Source organism: Mesorhizobium sp. EU05-FHT14A09 (assembly GCF_058790995.1).
Genome location: NZ_JBYTDF010000003.1, coordinates 176,282 through 191,351 on the forward strand (window position 1 = coordinate 176,282; position 15,070 = coordinate 191,351).

A 15,070-nucleotide genomic window follows, 5' to 3' on the forward strand; every position below is an offset into this window, starting at 1 on the left:
TGGCGTTCAAGGCTGCCTGCGGAAGCGGGCAGCAAAGAAACCGTCGAGACCGGAAATTGCCGGGTCACCAAGATCGAAGCCAGCCGGCGTGGTGCGCAACGTCCCCTGCTTTGTGACGAAGGTTTCGATGTCCGGCATTTCGTCCGGCCGAATCGGATGGTCGGCGACATCCGCCGTTTCGGCCAGGAAGGCGCGATGCAGGTCCTCGCCTTCGAGCGGATCCAGCGAACAGTTTGAGAAAACGATACAGCCGCCCGGCTTGACCAGCGTCACGGCCTTTTCCAACAGCCGCCGTTGCAGCCCTGCGAGCTTCTCGATGTCAGCCGGCGTCTTGGTCCATGGCACGTCGGGATGACGCCTGACCGTGCCGGTGGAAGAACAGGGCGCATCCAGCAACACGGCATCGAAAGCTTCAGCCGGAGTGTAGTCGAACAAGTCGGACTGGGCGATTTCGGCACCCATGCCGAGCCTGTCGAGATTTTGCTTCAATCGCGCCAGCCGGCTCTTCGATGTGTCGACCGCAGTGACCTTCGCACCAGCCAGGACGAGTTGTGCCGTCTTGCCGCCCGGGGCAGCGCAAAGATCGGCGATACGTTTGCCGGCTATATCGCCCAGCAGTCTGGCCGGCAGGGCAGCAGCAGCATCCTGCACCCACCAGGCACCCTCGCCAAAGCCCGGCAGCTCGGGAACCGAAGCCGGCAATTTTGCTACCCGCACCGTACCGGTCGGCAGCACGATGCCGCCAAACTGTTCCGCCCAGTATGTCGGATTGGCCTTCACGGTAAAATCGACCGGCGCCTCGACCCGATGCGCGGCGAGGATGGCGTGCGTGGTTTCCTCACCATAGGCCTTGCGCAGCCGGTCACCGAACCATGCCGGCGCGTCGTCGGTGGTGGCAAGTGTCTGTGCCAGTTCGGCGTCCTTGGCACGGGCCAGCGCGCGCAGCACGCCATTGACGAGGCCGGAAAAACGCGCGGTGCGTGGGTCGGCCTTGGCGTGGGTGACGGCGAGGTCGACGGCGGCGCTGTCGGGCACGTCGAGAAACAGGATCTGCGCCGCCGCGACATGCAGGATATGTGAAAGCGTGGTGGCATTTGCCGGCAACGGCTTTTCAAGGCGACGCGAGAGCAAGCCGGCAATGGTCATGCGATGGCGCAACGCGGTGACCAGGATCGCGCGCACCAGGGCCCGGTCACGGCCATCCAGCGCTCGATATTGCGGGTGTCCGTGCTCGTTGTCGGTCAGCCCGTCCAGCGGGGTATGGGCATCGACGACCGCCGCCAGCAGCCGTGCCGCCGCCTGGCGGGCGGCGAGGCCGGGTGCCTGCGGCGCATTATCAGAACGATGAGGCGATGGCTTGCGGGCAGCCCTGCCAGCTTGCTTCACTGCCATGGGCCTTTCGGGCCGGACGGATTGCGGCCCCAGGGATTGGATTTCGGCGCTTCCTGTTGCTCGCTTCCGCCTGAGGAAGGTTCGGAGCTGCCCCATGGGCCGGCCGAATCGATCTGGCCGTGGCGCGGCGAAGGCGCCGCTTCAGGACGCGTCGCTTCGCCGGCCTGGCCCATTTGCGCGGCAAGCGCCTGCAACGCAGCGATGCGATTTTCCGTATTCGGGTGGGTGGAGAAGAGGTTGTCCATGCGTTCGCCGGAAAGCGGATTGATGATGAAAAGATGCGCGGTGGCAGGATTGCGTTCGGCATCGTCGTTGCGGATGCGTTCGGCGCTGCGCGCGATCTTGTCAAGGGCGGAAGCCAGCCAGAGCGGATGGCCGCAGATTTCCGCGCCGCGCCTGTCAGCCTCATATTCGCGGGTGCGGCTCACCGCCATCTGCACGATCATTGCAGCGAAAGGCGCAACGATCATCGCCACCAGCACGCCGATGAAGCCGAGCGGATTGTTGTTCTCGCGGTTGCCGCCAAAGAAGAAGGCGAAATTGCCGAGCATGGAAATGGCGCCGGCAAGGGTCGCCACGATGGTCATGGTGAGGGTGTCGCGGTGCTGCACATGGGCGAGTTCATGCGCCATCACGGCGGCGACTTCTTCATGCGACAGGCGCTGCAGCAGCCCGGTCGAGGCAGCAACTGCGGCGTTCTCGGGATTACGGCCGGTGGCGAAGGCATTGGGCTGGTCGGTGTCGATCAGGTAGACACGCGGCATCGGCAGGCCGGCATTGGCGGCAAGGCTCTTCACGATGGCATAGAATTCCGGCGCGCTGCGTCCGTCGACTTCGACGGCGTGGTTCATCGACAGCACCATTTTGTCAGCGTTCCAGTAGCTGAAAAAATTGGTGGCAATTGCGATGACCAGCGCAATCATCATGCCGCCGGAGCCGCCGATCAGGTAGCCGACACCCATGAACAGCGCCGTCATGGCGGCCAGAAGCATGGCTGTGCGCATCGTGCTCAAATGTTTCTCCATCGCCTGGCAAGGGTTGATCCCTCGCCTTGGTTTCGTTGGAGCATTTCCAGCGAGAAAAGCCGCCGCCAATGCTCCATCTTCTTAATTTGCCGCAATTCCGGACGCAAAACCGCAACGCGCTTTTGCTGGAATTGCTCCCAGAGCGTTTCCGATTTTCTCGGAAACGCGGAAACGCTCTTGTACCTTGTCTACGCAATTCCGGACGCAAAACCGCTGCGCACTTTTGCTGGAATTGCTCTATATGATGGTTAGAAGCCCAAGCCGTTTCAATCCACTGGAAGAAAAGCATGCCGGACGAAAACCGCAAGCCGCACGAGATGCCGGTCGAAGCAGGCCAAGATAAGGCACTTTCGCCCGCGGCAGAACGGGCGCTGGCCGAAGCACAGCTTCGCCGTCAAGCCTATCGTCAGGCCGAGGCTGCTTTGCCCAAGGAGATTGGCGGGCGTGGCGGCAATGACCCCAATCGCTATGGCGACTGGGAAGTGAAGGGCCTGACCAGCGATTTCTGACGCGGACTTGGACAGGATCCATCACGGCGGGGTTTTTCCTGGCGCCCGTCGGCGACATCGATGCAATCCCCTACGCTAAATTAGCGTTTTATAATCCACATTGTCGGCTCGGCCTGAACCTTTACCGCGCATTTACCTTCGTTGCGGTTAGGGGCCCGGGAAAGCCCGGCCTTTACCAAGAAAACACCAATACTGGTCCAGATGCCGCGCCATCCGGCGGAAAAACCTGCGTCAGCAATCCAGGTTCCGTGGGCGGGAAAAGGGCGATGATGGGTTTCGGCACGCTTCGACGGCTGGTCGGCAGGTTCTGCAGGGACCGCGACGGCAATTTCATGGTCATGGCGGGCATTGTGCTCGCGATCTTGGTGTTGGTCGTCGGCTTTGCCGTCAATATCGGGCAGATGATGAACGCCCGCTCGGCGCTCGGCAATGCCATCGATGCAGCGGTAACCTCGACAGCGCGGGAACTCACCACGGGAACTGCGACGGAAGAAGAGGCGACGAAGACCATCAAAGTCTATCTCGATGCCAACAGCACCGGCGGCACCTTGGCCAACAATCAGATCGTCATCGACAAAGTGACCTTGGATCGGAAGCAATTCACGCTCCAGGTCGACGCGCATGTCGACGTTCCGCTCTATTTCCCCTTGTTCGGGGCAGAGAAGACTCGACGGGTGTCGCAGACTGGCGCTGCCGTTTTTTCGTTCCGGCAGATCGAGGTCGCGATGATGCTCGACCTAACTGCTTCGATGAAAGATGGAACAAAGATAAGGGATCTCAAAGCCGCTGCGAAAGATGGGATTGATGCAATCTTCGACGACAAAAGTCCTACCCGACCACGGGTACGTGTGGCTCTGATACCTTACGCAAATGCGGTGAACGTAGGCCGCAGTTTGGCGGCAAGTTCTGTTTTCATCGAAAGTGCTGCGAGCGATAGAAAACAGGCGCCAGGCAGCGCCGCGCAGAGATCTTCGGCGAATACAAGCAACAGCATAAATAACCCATTCAATTGCGCTACCGAGCGCAAAGGGAAAGACCGATATACAATGGACTATACCGACAATGGTCCAGAAATTAATATGGTTAATCGAGATCTAATCTTGTCAGAGTTTGCCGGCGGGTTCCCATCGAAGCTAGATCGGTATAATAATGTTATTGCTCAGGGGTATGGCGCCTCTCAGATATGTCCGACTGCGGAAATAATGCCGCTCTCGTCGGATGTAACGGCGCTCAAGTCGAGAATCGACGCGTTCGAGTTTGCAGGCGGTACGGCAGGGCACATTGGCGTGCAATGGGGCTGGTATCTGCTGTCGCCAAATTGGGCTGGGGTCCTTGCCGAGTCTCAGAAACCCATGGGTTATGACAGTACCACGGTTGGAAAATACGCGATCCTGATGACGGATGGCCTGTTCAACCTTTCCTACTTCGATGCTGCTGACGTCTATGGGGCGTACCTAGATGGTAAAGCTGCGCCACGTGATGCGGCAACCGAGCTTTGTGCAGGTATGCGTGCCAAAGGTATAGAAATCTACACGATTGGCTTCGATCTCTACAATCGCAACATCAATGCCGATTCCCGGGCTAAAGCCATCGACCTGTTGAAGAATTGCGCGAGCCCCGATACCGGCGGTATGAAACACTTCTTTGACGCCTCTACCGGGCCAGAACTGAAGGCGGCATTCAAAAAGATCGCTGAAAACCTCAACAAGCTAGCGTTGACCAAATAACCAGCTCGGTCTTCTCGAAAAGCTTGCGGGGTTTCAAAGAGTGCTCCACAAAAACGGAAAAGGCCGCCACATCTTGCGATGGGCGGCCTTCCGTGGCTTTCGTCCAGGCGCGGCCCGTGGCCACGATCCCTTCGGACCGTGCGCCGCGCGTCTCGCGCTTCAGCGGAGAGGCTGCTCTCCGTGAAGGCGATCCGCCGGGATCACGCTCTGGAAAACGAAATCACTCGACATCGGATCACCTCCTTTCAGTTCGTTGAACACGCAGACAAGGTGGTGTGTTTTGCGCTCAAGCGCAAGTGCAGGACCGCAACATTTCAAGCCGCCGCGACAAGAGCGTTTCCTTTACGGAAACGACCTACTCCTTAGTTTTCCGCAATTCCGGACGCAAAACCGCTGCTCACTGTTGCTGGAATTGCTCAAGCGCCGGAATTCCGGGCTTCGCCAAGTGCAGGATGTCGAAGGCAGAGCCTTGCTGGGGCGTGCTGGCGGCTTTGCTGGAGAGCCTGAAACGTGACAAGCGCCAATTGGCAAGGTCGATCGCCGTCACCGCCGCATAGGTATCGGATTGCTTGACGATCGCGGTGTTGCGTTCGTTTTCGTTGCGCTTCAGCGCCGCGAAATCGGTGGCCGGATCAATCAGGACATCTTCGCGATAGACCGAACGTGCCCCGATTGCCGATCCGAGATGGACATCGAGCGGCAGCCAGGTTTCGATGGCTGGGCGGCCGAAGCCGTCAATCACCTTCTGGAAGCGTTCGCCGGTAATAAAGTCGCTGGCCGCCTCGTCCGCCAGCCACAGATAAAGCGAGGAATAGGCGTTGTTGATGGCGCCGTTCTCGCCACGCCGTTGCGCGACGAATGCCTTGAAGCCGAGGCCGGGCGTGTCGTCCCAATCCGGACCCAGGCTGGCCGCCCGCTTGGCAAGCTTGTCCATCTCATAGTCGGCGGGAAGGCGGTGGATGTACTGCATCATCAACATGGCTGTTCTCCTTGGTTGAGTGGAACTTGCCATCACTTGGACATTATGAAAACATATTGTGAAATATATCAATGATAAGAATTGAACATGATAGATCATACCCGTACACTCGATATCGACACCGTGCAGGCTTTTGTCCTCGTCGCCGACCTGGCCTCCTTCACACGGGCGGCGGAGGTTCTCGACACATCGCAGGCCACGGTCAGCCTCAAGCTGAAGCGATTGGAAAGCCGTCTCGACAGCCGCCTGCTGGAGCGCACGCCTCGCCATGTCCGGCTGACCTCGCAAGGCGAACGCTTCCTGCCAGCGGCGCGCAACCTGCTGGAGGCGCATGAGCGCGCGCTTTCCGGTATTCTGCCATCCGTACCCAGCCGATTGACGCTCGGCATCAGCGATCATGTTGCCGGGCCGGAACTGCCGCTGTTGCTGGCCAGGCTGAATGCCTACGATCCGTCGCTGGTGGTCGAGGTGCGGATTGCCTCGTCGCGCGACGTCGTTGCCAGATACGGCCATGGCGAACTGGATGCGGTGATCGCGCGGCGCGGCGATGACAACGCCGATGGCGAGATCCTGTTTCGCGAGCCGTTCCGCTGGTTCGCATCGCCATCGTTCCAGCATCGCTCAGGCGAGCCATTGAGGCTGGCAGCTTTGGCCGCGCCCTGCGGTATCCGCGCGCTCGCCATCGATGCACTCGACGAAGCTGGCTTGCCGTGGACGGAAGCTTTCGTCGGCGGCGGCGTGTTGGCACTCGGCGCAGCCGTGAGTGCGGGCCTGGCTGTCGCGGCCCTGGCACAACGGGTGGCACCCGCCGGCGCCGTCGATGTCGGCGAGCGTTTCGACCTTCCTGAGCTGCCAGCTCAGGATATCGTTCTGATGGCCCGGCCGGGGCGGCGCGAGGCACGGGACGTGCTGAAGGTCCTTGCCGCTGCCTTCAGAAGTGCGGCCGGGCGGTAACGGGCCTCTGCGCAGGCCGCGGCTCCCAAGCAATTCCAAGAAAAGTGCGTAACGGGTTCCGTCCGGAATTGCGTAAAACGAAACTGGAGCGTTTCACCGTTTCGATGAAAACGGAAACGCTCCCGGGTTCATCCGGTCGCCATCCTGGTCGGGTAACAAGGTGGCGCTGACGGAGAAACCGAGATGAGCCGCCGCGCTGAACGCGATATCGAAAAGATCTATCCGAGAGAGGAATTCGTCGCCAAGCTGCGCCGGCTTGCAGATGCGCTCGAAACCGGGAAACGGTTCGAAATCAGCATTGGTGGCGAAAGGATCCGCGTACCCGCCGGGGCGGTGGCGAGTGTCGAACACGAGCGCGGCGAAGACGAAGAAGAGATCGAATTTCAGCTTCGATGGAGCCGTAACATCGCCGGAGACGAAACCGCCTCCGGCGAGTAGCCTGTTCCAGGATGCCCTAGGCTTTCTTGTTCTGGCGGTTGCTGACGAGGTCGTCGACGACGGCCGGATCGGCCAGCGTCGAGGTGTCGCCAAGCGCGCCGAAATCGTCCTCGGCGATCTTGCGCAGGATGCGGCGCATGATCTTGCCCGAACGGGTCTTTGGCAGGCCCGGCGCGAACTGGATCTTGTCGGGCGAGGCGATCGCGCCGATCTCCTTGCGCACATGCGCGATCAGTTCCTTGCGCAGGTCCTCGGTGGGCTCCACGCCGGCCATCAGCGTGACATAGGAGTAGATGCCCTGGCCCTTGATGTCGTGCGGATAGCCGACGACAGCGGCTTCCGAGACCTTGTCATGGGCGACGAGCGCGGATTCAACCTCGGCCGTGCCCATGCGGTGGCCCGACACGTTGATGACGTCGTCGACGCGGCCGGTGATCCAGTAATAGCCGTCCTCGTCGCGGCGGCAGCCGTCGCCGGTAAAATATTTGCCCTTGTAGGTCGAGAAATAGGTCTGCACGAAGCGTTCGTGGTCGCCATAGACGGTGCGCATCTGGCCTGGCCAAGAATCGGTAATGCACAGATTGCCGTCGGCCGCACCCTCCAGCACCTTGCCGTCATTGTCGACCAGTTGCGGCTTGACGCCGAAGAACGGCCGCGTCGCCGAGCCGGCCTTGAGGTCGGTGGCGCCGGGCAGCGGCGTGATCAGGATGCCGCCCGTCTCGGTCTGCCACCAGGTGTCGACGATCGGCACTTTCTTTTCGCCGACGACGTTGAAGTACCATTCCCAGGCTTCCGGATTGATCGGCTCGCCGACCGAACCCAGGACACGCAGGCTCTTGCGCGAGGTTTTCTTCACCGGTGCCTCGCCGGCGCCCATCAGTGCGCGGATGGCGGTCGGGGCGGTGTAGAAAATGTTGACCTGGTGCTTGTCAACCACTTCCCAGAAGCGCGACACCGACGGATAGTTCGGCACGCCTTCGAACATCAGCGTGGTGGCGCCGTTGGCCAGCGGGCCGTAGAGAATGTAGCTGTGGCCCGTCACCCAGCCGACGTCGGCTGTGCACCAGTAGATGTCGCCGTCATGGTAATCGAAGACATACTGGTGCGTCATCGAAGCGTAGACGAGATAACCGCCGGTGGTGTGCAGCACGCCCTTCGGCTTGCCGGTCGAGCCCGAGGTGTAGAGGATGAACAGCGGATCTTCCGCCTTCATCTTCTCGGGCTTGCATTCGGCCTTAACCGTCCTAACCTCGTCGTGGTACCAGAGGTCGCGGCCCTCGACCCAACCGATCTTGCCGCCGGTGCGGCGCACCACCACCACGGACTTCACCGCGGTCTTCTGCTTGGCGGCGATCTCGACCGCCTTGTCGGTGTTTTCCTTCAGGGGAATGCTTTTGCCGCCGCGCAGTCCCTCATCGGCGGTGATGACGAAGGTCGAGGCGGCATCGACGATGCGGCCGGCCAGGGCGTCCGGCGAGAAGCCGCCGAACACCACCGAATGGACCGCGCCGATGCGGGTGCATGCCAGCATCGCATAAGCGGCTTCCGGGATCATCGGCATGTAGATGGTGACACGGTCGCCTTTCTTGACGCCGTGCTTCTTCATCACATTGGCGAGCCGGCAGACATGCTCGTGCAGCTCGTTGTAGGTGATCTTCTTGTCGTCGTAGGGGTTGTCGCCTTCCCAGATGATGGCGACCTGGTCACCGCGTTTCTTCAGGTGGCGGTCGATGCAGTTGTGCGAGACGTTCAATTGTCCGTCTTCGAACCACTTGATCGACACCTTGCCGTCGAAGGAGGTGTTCTTGACCTTGGTGTAGGGCTTGAACCAGTCGAGGCGCTTGCCGTGCTTGCCCCAGAACTTGTCCGGGTTTTTCACGCTCTCCGCGTACCACTTCACATACGTCTCATTGTCGATCAGCGCATGCTTCTTCCATGCCGGCTGTACGCGGTGGACCTTCGCCTCGGTCATGTCTTGGTCTTCCTCCTGAGATCGGCCGCCGGTTGGCGGCGTAGCGGCCTGCCGGCCGCGAAATCGCGGGCATTATTATCAGTTCGGACGTTACGGCAACATTAGACATTGGGTTTGGCTGTCCGTGACAGAAAATTACGTGAAACCGTACACGGCCAGGTCGAGCTGAAGGCGTGGATCACACGTTTAAAGACATGGTTAACGTTCGAGGCGCACAGTTTTTTCCGGGAGGACCGGCAAGGGGTTGTTGAAGCTCAACACACCCGAGATCAACTTGCGAGGGCTGCCATGCGCGACCATTCCGAACTGGAACTGCTGCTCAAGGGCTACGGGCTGACGACGGCTCGCATCCTCTACCACTATCCCGACCACCCGCACCTGTTGCAGACCTACATCTGGCAGGACTACGACATCGCTCCCAAATTTCCGATTTTGGGCGCTTTCATCACGTTCTGGCGTGAGAAGCTCGAAGGACCGCTGCATTCGGTCTGCTTCACCCATCGGAAGCTGATTTCAGCCAGTGAATGGCGCAAGGTCGACGGAGAGATCCTGCTGCACTGAGCGGCCGGGGCTGCACCGGGAGCGCCAATGCGGCAGTCGTGACCTGCGGCCATTCCCGGCGTGGTTGTCCTTTGCCAGACCCCCGGGTGGTGAAAGCCATAGCCAGCGTCGACGTTCATTTCTGGCCCAAAAGCTCATCTGCTTATCGGCTCTGGCTGATTGCAAAAGCCACGGCACGCGGTTAAGCGCGAACCCAAGGCTTTGGTCGATCCCGAAGCCGCAACTTCGCTACTTTGAGTTGGCGTCTGATCCTTTCCGAAAATCGATCCCGATTTTCGCGGTCATGCGCCGAGGTTCGCTTGAGGAGGATTCCCGTGAATACGAAAAAACTGCTTACCGGCGTTGCGTTCGCCGCTTCCGTGCTGGTTGCTGCTACTGCTGCCCGCGCCGACATTGTCATCGGTCTAGTCGCACCGCTGACCGGCCCTGTTGCCGCTTATGGCGACCAGGTCAAGAACGGCGCTGAAGCCGCCGTAGAAGTCATCAACAAGGAAGGCGGCATCAAGGGCGAGAAGGTCGTGCTGAAGCTCGCCGACGATGCCGGCGATCCGAAGCAGGGCGTTTCTGCTGCCAACCAGCTGGTCGGTGAAGGCGTGAAGTTCGTCGTTGGTCCGGTCACCTCGGGTGTGGCCATGGCCGCTTCCGACGTGTTCGCCGAAAACGGCGTGCTGATGGTGACGCCGACCGCAACATCGCCGGACCTGACCAACCGCGGCCTGACCAACGTCCTGCGCACCTGCGGTCGTGACGACCAGCAGGCGGAAGTGGCGGCTGCCTATATGCTGAAGAACCTGAAGGACAAGAAGGTCGCCGTCGTCGATGACAAGGGCACCTACGGCAAGGGTCTGGCCGACTCCTTCAAGAAGGCGATCAACGCCGGCGGCATCAAGGAAGTCAGCCACAACTCGCTGACCCCCGGCGAAAAGGATCTGTCGGCTCTCGTTACCCGCCTGAAGTCGGACGGCGCCGAAGTGATCTATTTTGGCGGCTATCATCCCGAAGGCGGCCTGCTTGCCCGCCAGCTCGCTGACGCTGGCGTCAAGGCGCTGATCATCGGCGGCGAAGGCCTGTCCAACACCGAATACTGGGCGATCGGCAACCAGGCTGCTGCCGGCACGCTGTTCACCAACGCGACCGACGCGCTGAAGAACCCGGATTCGGCGCAGGCCGTCGAAGCACTCAAGGCCAAGGGCATCCCGGCTGAAGCCTTCACCCTCAACGCCTATGCCGCCGTCCAGGTGCTGAAGGCAGGTATCGAGAAGGCCGGCAAGGACGATCCGGCAGCTGTCGCCACCGCGCTCAAGGGCGGCGAAGCCATCCCGACCGCTATCGGCAAGCTGACCTATGGCGAGACCGGCGACCTGACCAGCCCGAGCTTCTCACTGTTCAAGTGGGAAGACGGCAAGATCGTCGCAGCCGAATAAGGCTGACGAACCGATGAAAAAAGAAAGGCCGGGAGTTTCCCGGCCTTTTTTGATTGCAGGAGCGCGGCTTTACCTGTGGCCGAAAATGGCCGAGCCGACCCGCACTGAGCTGGCGCCGAAGGCCACGGCCAGTTCGAAGTCGCCGGACATTCCCATCGACAGTTTTTCGACGCCAGCCTCGCGGGCCAGTTTTTCCAGAAGCGCAAAATGCGGACCGGGGTTCTCGTCGGCCGGTGGGATGCACATCAACCCCTCCACGGAGAGGCCGTGCACGTCGCGGCAGCGCTTGACGAACGCCACTGCATCTTTCGGTTCGATACCGGCCTTCTGCGGTTCCGAGCCGGTGTTGACCTGCACATAGAGCCTTGGCGCCTTGCCTTGGCGGGTGATTTCCTTCGCCAGTTCCGACGCGATCTTCTCGCGGTCGACCGTCTCGATGACGTCGAACAGCGAGACCGCCTCCTTGGCCTTGTTGGATTGCAGCGGGCCGATCAGGTGCAGTTCGATGCCGGAAAACGCTTCGCGCAGCGCGGGCCATTTGCCTTGCACTTCCTGCACGCGGTTCTCGCCGAAGATGCGCTGGCCGGCGGCGAGCACCGGGCGGATGGCGTCGGCGTCGAAGGTCTTGGAAACGGCGACCAAGGCCACGGCGTCGGCCGGTCGGCTCGCTTCGCGCTCAGCCGCAGCGATTCTCGCTTTCACCGTTTCGAGTTGCTGAACCGCGTCACTCATCTGCCAACCTGTCCCGATCCTGCTGTTTTTCCCGGGCCTTGAGACCCATGTGGTTGACGGGTTCCCGAAAGCATGGTGAAGACCCGGACCATGTCCTTGAACTGCCGGACCAACCGGCGGTTTCCCGCATGCTTTGTAAGTGAAAAACCGGCCATGGCAACCGAACGATATAATCCTCGCGCAGCAGAGCCCAAGTGGCAGAAGGCATGGGACGAGGCCAAGCTCTTCGAAACGAAGAACGACGACCCGCGGCCGAAATACTACGTGCTCGAGATGTTTCCCTATCCCTCGGGGCGCATCCACATGGGCCATGTGCGCAACTACACGATGGGCGACGTCGTGGCGCGCTGGCGCCGCGCCATGGGCTACAACGTCCTGCATCCGATGGGCTGGGACGCGTTCGGCCTGCCGGCGGAAAACGCAGCGCGTGACAACAAGGTCAATCCGCGCGACTGGACCTACAAGAACATCGAGACGATGAAGGGCCAGCTGAAGACCATGGGTCTGTCGCTGGACTGGGCGCGCGAGATCGCGACCTGCGACCCGAGCTACTACAAGCACCAGCAGAAGATATTCCTGGATTTCTGGAAGTCCGGGCTGGTCGAGCGCAAGTCGGCCAAGGTCAACTGGGATCCGGTCGACATGACCGTGCTGGCCAACGAACAGGTCATCGACGGGCGCGGCTGGCGTTCGGGTGCGCCGGTGGAACAGCGCGACCTGACGCAATGGTTCTTCAAGATCACCTCGATGAGCCAGGACCTGCTCGACGGTCTGGACACGTTGGACAAGTGGCCGGAAAAGGTCCGTGTCATGCAAGCCAACTGGATCGGCCGTTCCGAAGGCCTGCTGGTCCGCTGGGCGCTGGCCAATCCGCCCGCCGGCGAAACCGAGGTCGAGGTCTACACGACGCGCCCGGACACTATTTTCGGCGCGTCGTTCCTGGCGATCGCCGCCGATCATCCGCTGGCCAAGAAGGTCGCGGCCGGCAACCCTGAACTCGCGGCCTTCATCGAGGACGTACGCCACATGGGTACGTCGGCGGCGGCGCTGGAGACGGCTGAGAAGAGGGGCTTCGACACCGGACTGCGCGTGGTGCATCCGTTCGACGAGAGCTGGACGTTGCCTGTCCATGTCGCGAATTTCGTTTTGATGGACTACGGCACGGGCGCGATCTTCGGCTGTCCGGGCCATGACCAGCGCGACCTCGACTTCGCCAACAAATACGGCCTGCCGGTCACCCCGGTGGTGCTGCCGGACGGTGTCGATGCCGCCAGCTTCCACATCACGGAAGAAGCCTTTGTCGACGACGGCGCGATGATCAATTCGCGCTTCCTCGACGGCATGCGCTTCAAGGAAGCTTTCGACGAGGTGGCGACCAGATTGTCCGGCGTGACGATCGGCGATCGGCCGCAGGCCGAGCGCAAGGTGCAGTTCCGCCTGCGCGACTGGTTGATCTCACGTCAGCGCTACTGGGGCTGCCCGATCCCGGTCATCCATTGCGAAGCCTGCGGCGCCGTGCCGGTACCGGCAAAGGACCTTCCGGTCGAACTGCCGACCGACGTCACCTTCGACAAGCCGGGCAATCCGCTCGACCATCATCCGACCTGGAAGCATGTCGGTTGCCCGCAATGCGGCAAGCCGGCTCGGCGCGACACCGACACGATGGACACCTTCGTCGACTCGTCCTGGTATTTCGCCCGCTTCACCGATCCCTGGAATGACAAGGCGCCGACGACGCTCGACTATGTCGACGGCAAGAACGGCTGGCTGCCGGTCCGGCAGTACATCGGCGGTATCGAGCACGCGATCCTGCATTTGCTATATTCGCGCTTCTTCACGCGTGCCATGCAGGTCACCGGCCATGTCAACGAGGTGAAGGAGCCGTTCGAAGGCATGTTCACGCAGGGCATGGTGGTGCACGAGACCTATCGCGCCGGCACCGGCCCGAACGCGTATTGGGTGCAGCCCGTCGACGTCAACATCGTGGATGTCGATGGCAAGCGCAGCGCCACGCTGATTGCGGATGGCAGCCCGGTCGAGATCGGCGCCATCGAGAAGATGTCGAAGTCGAAGAAGAACGTCGTCGATCCCGACGACATTCTGGCGAGCTACGGCGCCGACACGGCGCGCTGGTTCATGCTGTCGGATTCGCCGCCGGAACGCGACGTCATCTGGACGGAGGCTGGTGTCGAAGGCGCGCATCGTTTCGTGCAGCGCATTTGGCGATTGATATCCGAGGCTGCACCTGCGTTGGCCGGCGTCAAGGCGTCTGCTACCAGCGACGGTGCCGCCGCGACAGTCTCCAAGGCAGTTCACAAGACGGTGAAGGCTGTTGGTGAAGACATCGAACGCCTGTCCTTCAACAAGGCGGTCGCTCGCATCTACGAGCTGCTCAACACCATCCAGCCGGCGGCGACGGCTCTCGTCGATGGCAAGGCTGACCAGGCCGGCGCTGCCGCGTTGCGCGAGGCGGTCGAGGCGCTTGTCGTCATGATCGCACCGATGATGCCGCATCTGGCGGAAGAGTGCTGGACGGCCTTGGGTGGCGAAGGGTTTGTGGCGAATCAGCCCTGGCCGCGTTTCGACGCCGCGCTGGTGGTCGACAACGATGTCGTCTATCCGATACAGATCAATGGCAAGAAGCGTGGCGATTTGACAATCGCCCGTGACGCGGACCAAGCTCAGGTCGAACAGGCCGTCATGGCCCTGGACTTCGTACAGAAGGCGCTCGAGGGCAAGGCGCCGCGCAAGGTGATCGTCGTGCCCCAGAGGATCGTCAATGTCGTTGCCTGACACTCGTAAGACAGCGGCTCCGTTCGCACGGCGCGCAGTGCTTTTCGGCCTGCTTACCGGCATGGCGCTGGTTTCGGCCTGCCAGGTGCGGCCGCTCTATTCTAATCAGCCTCTGTCGACCGGTTCGACTGTAAGCGCGCGCGAAGAGCTGGCTTCCATCGCAGTGAAGCCGGTTTCGTCGCGTTATGCCCAGCAGGTCCGCAACAACCTGATCTTTGCCTTTACGGGCGGCGCGGAACGGACCGCCAACCCTGTCTATTCGCTGACGCTCAATGTCACCGAATCGGTGATCTCGACCGCAAGCATCCAGGTTGCGAAGGATCAGGACCAGCCGACGGCCGGTACGGTGATCATGACGGCCGCCTACACGCTGACCGATGCCAAGACCGGCAAGGCGGTTGCGAATGGCCAGCGTTCGATCTCATCGTCCTTCGACAAGCCGGGCCAGGAATTCGCGTCCTATCGCGCGCAGATCGACGCCGAGAACCGTGCCGCGCGCGAACTCGCGGAACTGCTGCACCTGGCAGTGGCGCAGGATCTCACCAAGCCCGGCGCCAAGTAACC

Annotated in this window: 13 protein-coding genes; 8 read left to right on the forward strand and 5 right to left on the reverse strand. The window is 61.3% G+C overall.

The window, feature by feature from the left end; translation table 11 throughout:
• Positions 1-6 precede the first annotated feature (6 nt).
• Together AC3WTO_RS12430 and htpX are read right to left on the reverse strand one after the other, a co-directional pair.
• Positions 7-1,392 carry an RsmB/NOP family class I SAM-dependent RNA methyltransferase gene (locus AC3WTO_RS12430; RefSeq protein WP_492461045.1) on the reverse strand — a complete coding sequence of 462 codons (1,386 nt, stop codon included), beginning with the start codon at positions 1,390-1,392 and terminating at the stop codon, positions 7-9.
• On the reverse strand, positions 1,383-2,405 hold the full coding sequence (gene htpX / locus AC3WTO_RS12435) for a zinc metalloprotease HtpX (protein ID WP_492461046.1): 1,023 nt from the start codon (positions 2,403-2,405) through the stop codon (positions 1,383-1,385). Before htpX ends, AC3WTO_RS12430 begins: the two co-directional genes overlap by 10 nt.
• Before the next feature lie 299 nt (positions 2,406-2,704).
• Between htpX and AC3WTO_RS12440 the strand changes: the two genes are divergently transcribed.
• On the forward strand, positions 2,705-2,926 hold the full coding sequence (locus AC3WTO_RS12440; protein ID WP_492461047.1) for a DUF1674 domain-containing protein: 222 nt from the start codon (positions 2,705-2,707) through the stop codon (positions 2,924-2,926).
• Between the two features lie 266 nt (positions 2,927-3,192).
• Positions 3,193-4,653 carry a TadE/TadG family type IV pilus assembly protein gene (locus AC3WTO_RS12445; protein ID WP_492461048.1) on the forward strand — a complete coding sequence of 487 codons (1,461 nt, stop codon included), beginning with the start codon at positions 3,193-3,195 and terminating at the stop codon, positions 4,651-4,653.
• A gap of 397 nt (positions 4,654-5,050) precedes the next feature.
• Here AC3WTO_RS12445 and AC3WTO_RS12450 read toward each other — a convergent pair whose 3' ends face one another.
• Positions 5,051-5,632 (reverse strand): DUF4865 family protein, encoded by a 582-nt coding sequence (locus tag AC3WTO_RS12450; protein WP_492461049.1) that lies wholly within the window; start codon positions 5,630-5,632, stop codon positions 5,051-5,053.
• A gap of 87 nt (positions 5,633-5,719) precedes the next feature.
• Between AC3WTO_RS12450 and AC3WTO_RS12455 the strand changes: the two genes are divergently transcribed.
• Both AC3WTO_RS12455 and AC3WTO_RS12460 read left to right on the forward strand, forming a co-directional pair.
• The gene (locus AC3WTO_RS12455; protein WP_492461050.1) at positions 5,720-6,586 is read left to right on the forward strand and encodes a LysR substrate-binding domain-containing protein; all 867 of its coding nucleotides are present in this window, start codon (positions 5,720-5,722) and stop codon (positions 6,584-6,586) included.
• Positions 6,587-6,769: 183 nt separating this feature from the next.
• Complete coding sequence (locus AC3WTO_RS12460) at positions 6,770-7,024, forward strand: amphi-Trp domain-containing protein (RefSeq protein WP_492461051.1); 255 nt, start codon at positions 6,770-6,772, stop codon at positions 7,022-7,024.
• Positions 7,025-7,040: 16 nt separating this feature from the next.
• Here the strand turns inward: AC3WTO_RS12460 and acs are convergent, their stop codons facing one another.
• The gene (acs, locus tag AC3WTO_RS12465; RefSeq protein WP_492461052.1) at positions 7,041-8,996 is read right to left on the reverse strand and encodes an acetate--CoA ligase; all 1,956 of its coding nucleotides are present in this window, start codon (positions 8,994-8,996) and stop codon (positions 7,041-7,043) included.
• Between the two features lie 288 nt (positions 8,997-9,284).
• Here acs and AC3WTO_RS12470 point away from each other — a divergent pair, with 288 nt between their 5' ends.
• A complete protein-coding gene (locus AC3WTO_RS12470) occupies positions 9,285-9,557 on the forward strand; it encodes an usg protein (protein WP_492461053.1) in 273 nt (90 codons plus the stop codon).
• A 314-nt stretch (positions 9,558-9,871) separates the two neighbouring features.
• Complete coding sequence (locus AC3WTO_RS12475; RefSeq protein ID WP_492461054.1) at positions 9,872-10,981, forward strand: branched-chain amino acid ABC transporter substrate-binding protein; 1,110 nt, start codon at positions 9,872-9,874, stop codon at positions 10,979-10,981.
• A 69-nt stretch (positions 10,982-11,050) separates the two neighbouring features.
• Here AC3WTO_RS12475 and AC3WTO_RS12480 read toward each other — a convergent pair whose 3' ends face one another.
• On the reverse strand, positions 11,051-11,713 hold the full coding sequence (locus AC3WTO_RS12480; RefSeq protein ID WP_492461055.1) for a YggS family pyridoxal phosphate-dependent enzyme: 663 nt from the start codon (positions 11,711-11,713) through the stop codon (positions 11,051-11,053).
• A gap of 153 nt (positions 11,714-11,866) precedes the next feature.
• Here AC3WTO_RS12480 and leuS point away from each other — a divergent pair, with 153 nt between their 5' ends.
• Positions 11,867-14,506 carry a leucine--tRNA ligase gene (gene leuS, locus AC3WTO_RS12485; protein ID WP_492461056.1) on the forward strand — a complete coding sequence of 880 codons (2,640 nt, stop codon included), beginning with the start codon at positions 11,867-11,869 and terminating at the stop codon, positions 14,504-14,506.
• Positions 14,493-15,068 carry an LPS assembly lipoprotein LptE gene (locus AC3WTO_RS12490; RefSeq protein ID WP_492461057.1) on the forward strand — a complete coding sequence of 192 codons (576 nt, stop codon included), beginning with the start codon at positions 14,493-14,495 and terminating at the stop codon, positions 15,066-15,068. Before leuS ends, AC3WTO_RS12490 begins: the two co-directional genes overlap by 14 nt.
• Positions 15,069-15,070 lie beyond the last annotated feature (2 nt).

Excerpts from the sequence above, each read along its gene's own strand:
- leuS (WP_492461056.1), top strand. The coding sequence starts at position 11,867 with ATGGCAACCGAACGATATAATCCTCGCGCAGCAGAGCCCAAGTGGCAG.
- AC3WTO_RS12490 (WP_492461057.1), top strand. The coding sequence starts at position 14,493 with ATGTCGTTGCCTGACACTCGTAAGACAGCGGCTCCGTTCGCACGGCGC.
- AC3WTO_RS12445 (WP_492461048.1), top strand. The coding sequence starts at position 3,193 with ATGATGGGTTTCGGCACGCTTCGACGGCTGGTCGGCAGGTTCTGCAGG.
- AC3WTO_RS12450 (WP_492461049.1), bottom strand. The coding sequence starts at position 5,632 with ATGTTGATGATGCAGTACATCCACCGCCTTCCCGCCGACTATGAGATG.
- AC3WTO_RS12460 (WP_492461051.1), top strand. The coding sequence starts at position 6,770 with ATGAGCCGCCGCGCTGAACGCGATATCGAAAAGATCTATCCGAGAGAG.
- AC3WTO_RS12480 (WP_492461055.1), bottom strand. The coding sequence starts at position 11,713 with ATGAGTGACGCGGTTCAGCAACTCGAAACGGTGAAAGCGAGAATCGCT.
- AC3WTO_RS12470 (WP_492461053.1), top strand. The coding sequence starts at position 9,285 with ATGCGCGACCATTCCGAACTGGAACTGCTGCTCAAGGGCTACGGGCTG.
- AC3WTO_RS12430 (WP_492461045.1), bottom strand. The coding sequence starts at position 1,392 with ATGGCAGTGAAGCAAGCTGGCAGGGCTGCCCGCAAGCCATCGCCTCAT.
- AC3WTO_RS12455 (WP_492461050.1), top strand. The coding sequence starts at position 5,720 with ATGATAGATCATACCCGTACACTCGATATCGACACCGTGCAGGCTTTT.
- acs (WP_492461052.1), bottom strand. The coding sequence starts at position 8,996 with ATGACCGAGGCGAAGGTCCACCGCGTACAGCCGGCATGGAAGAAGCAT.
- AC3WTO_RS12440 (WP_492461047.1), top strand. The coding sequence starts at position 2,705 with ATGCCGGACGAAAACCGCAAGCCGCACGAGATGCCGGTCGAAGCAGGC.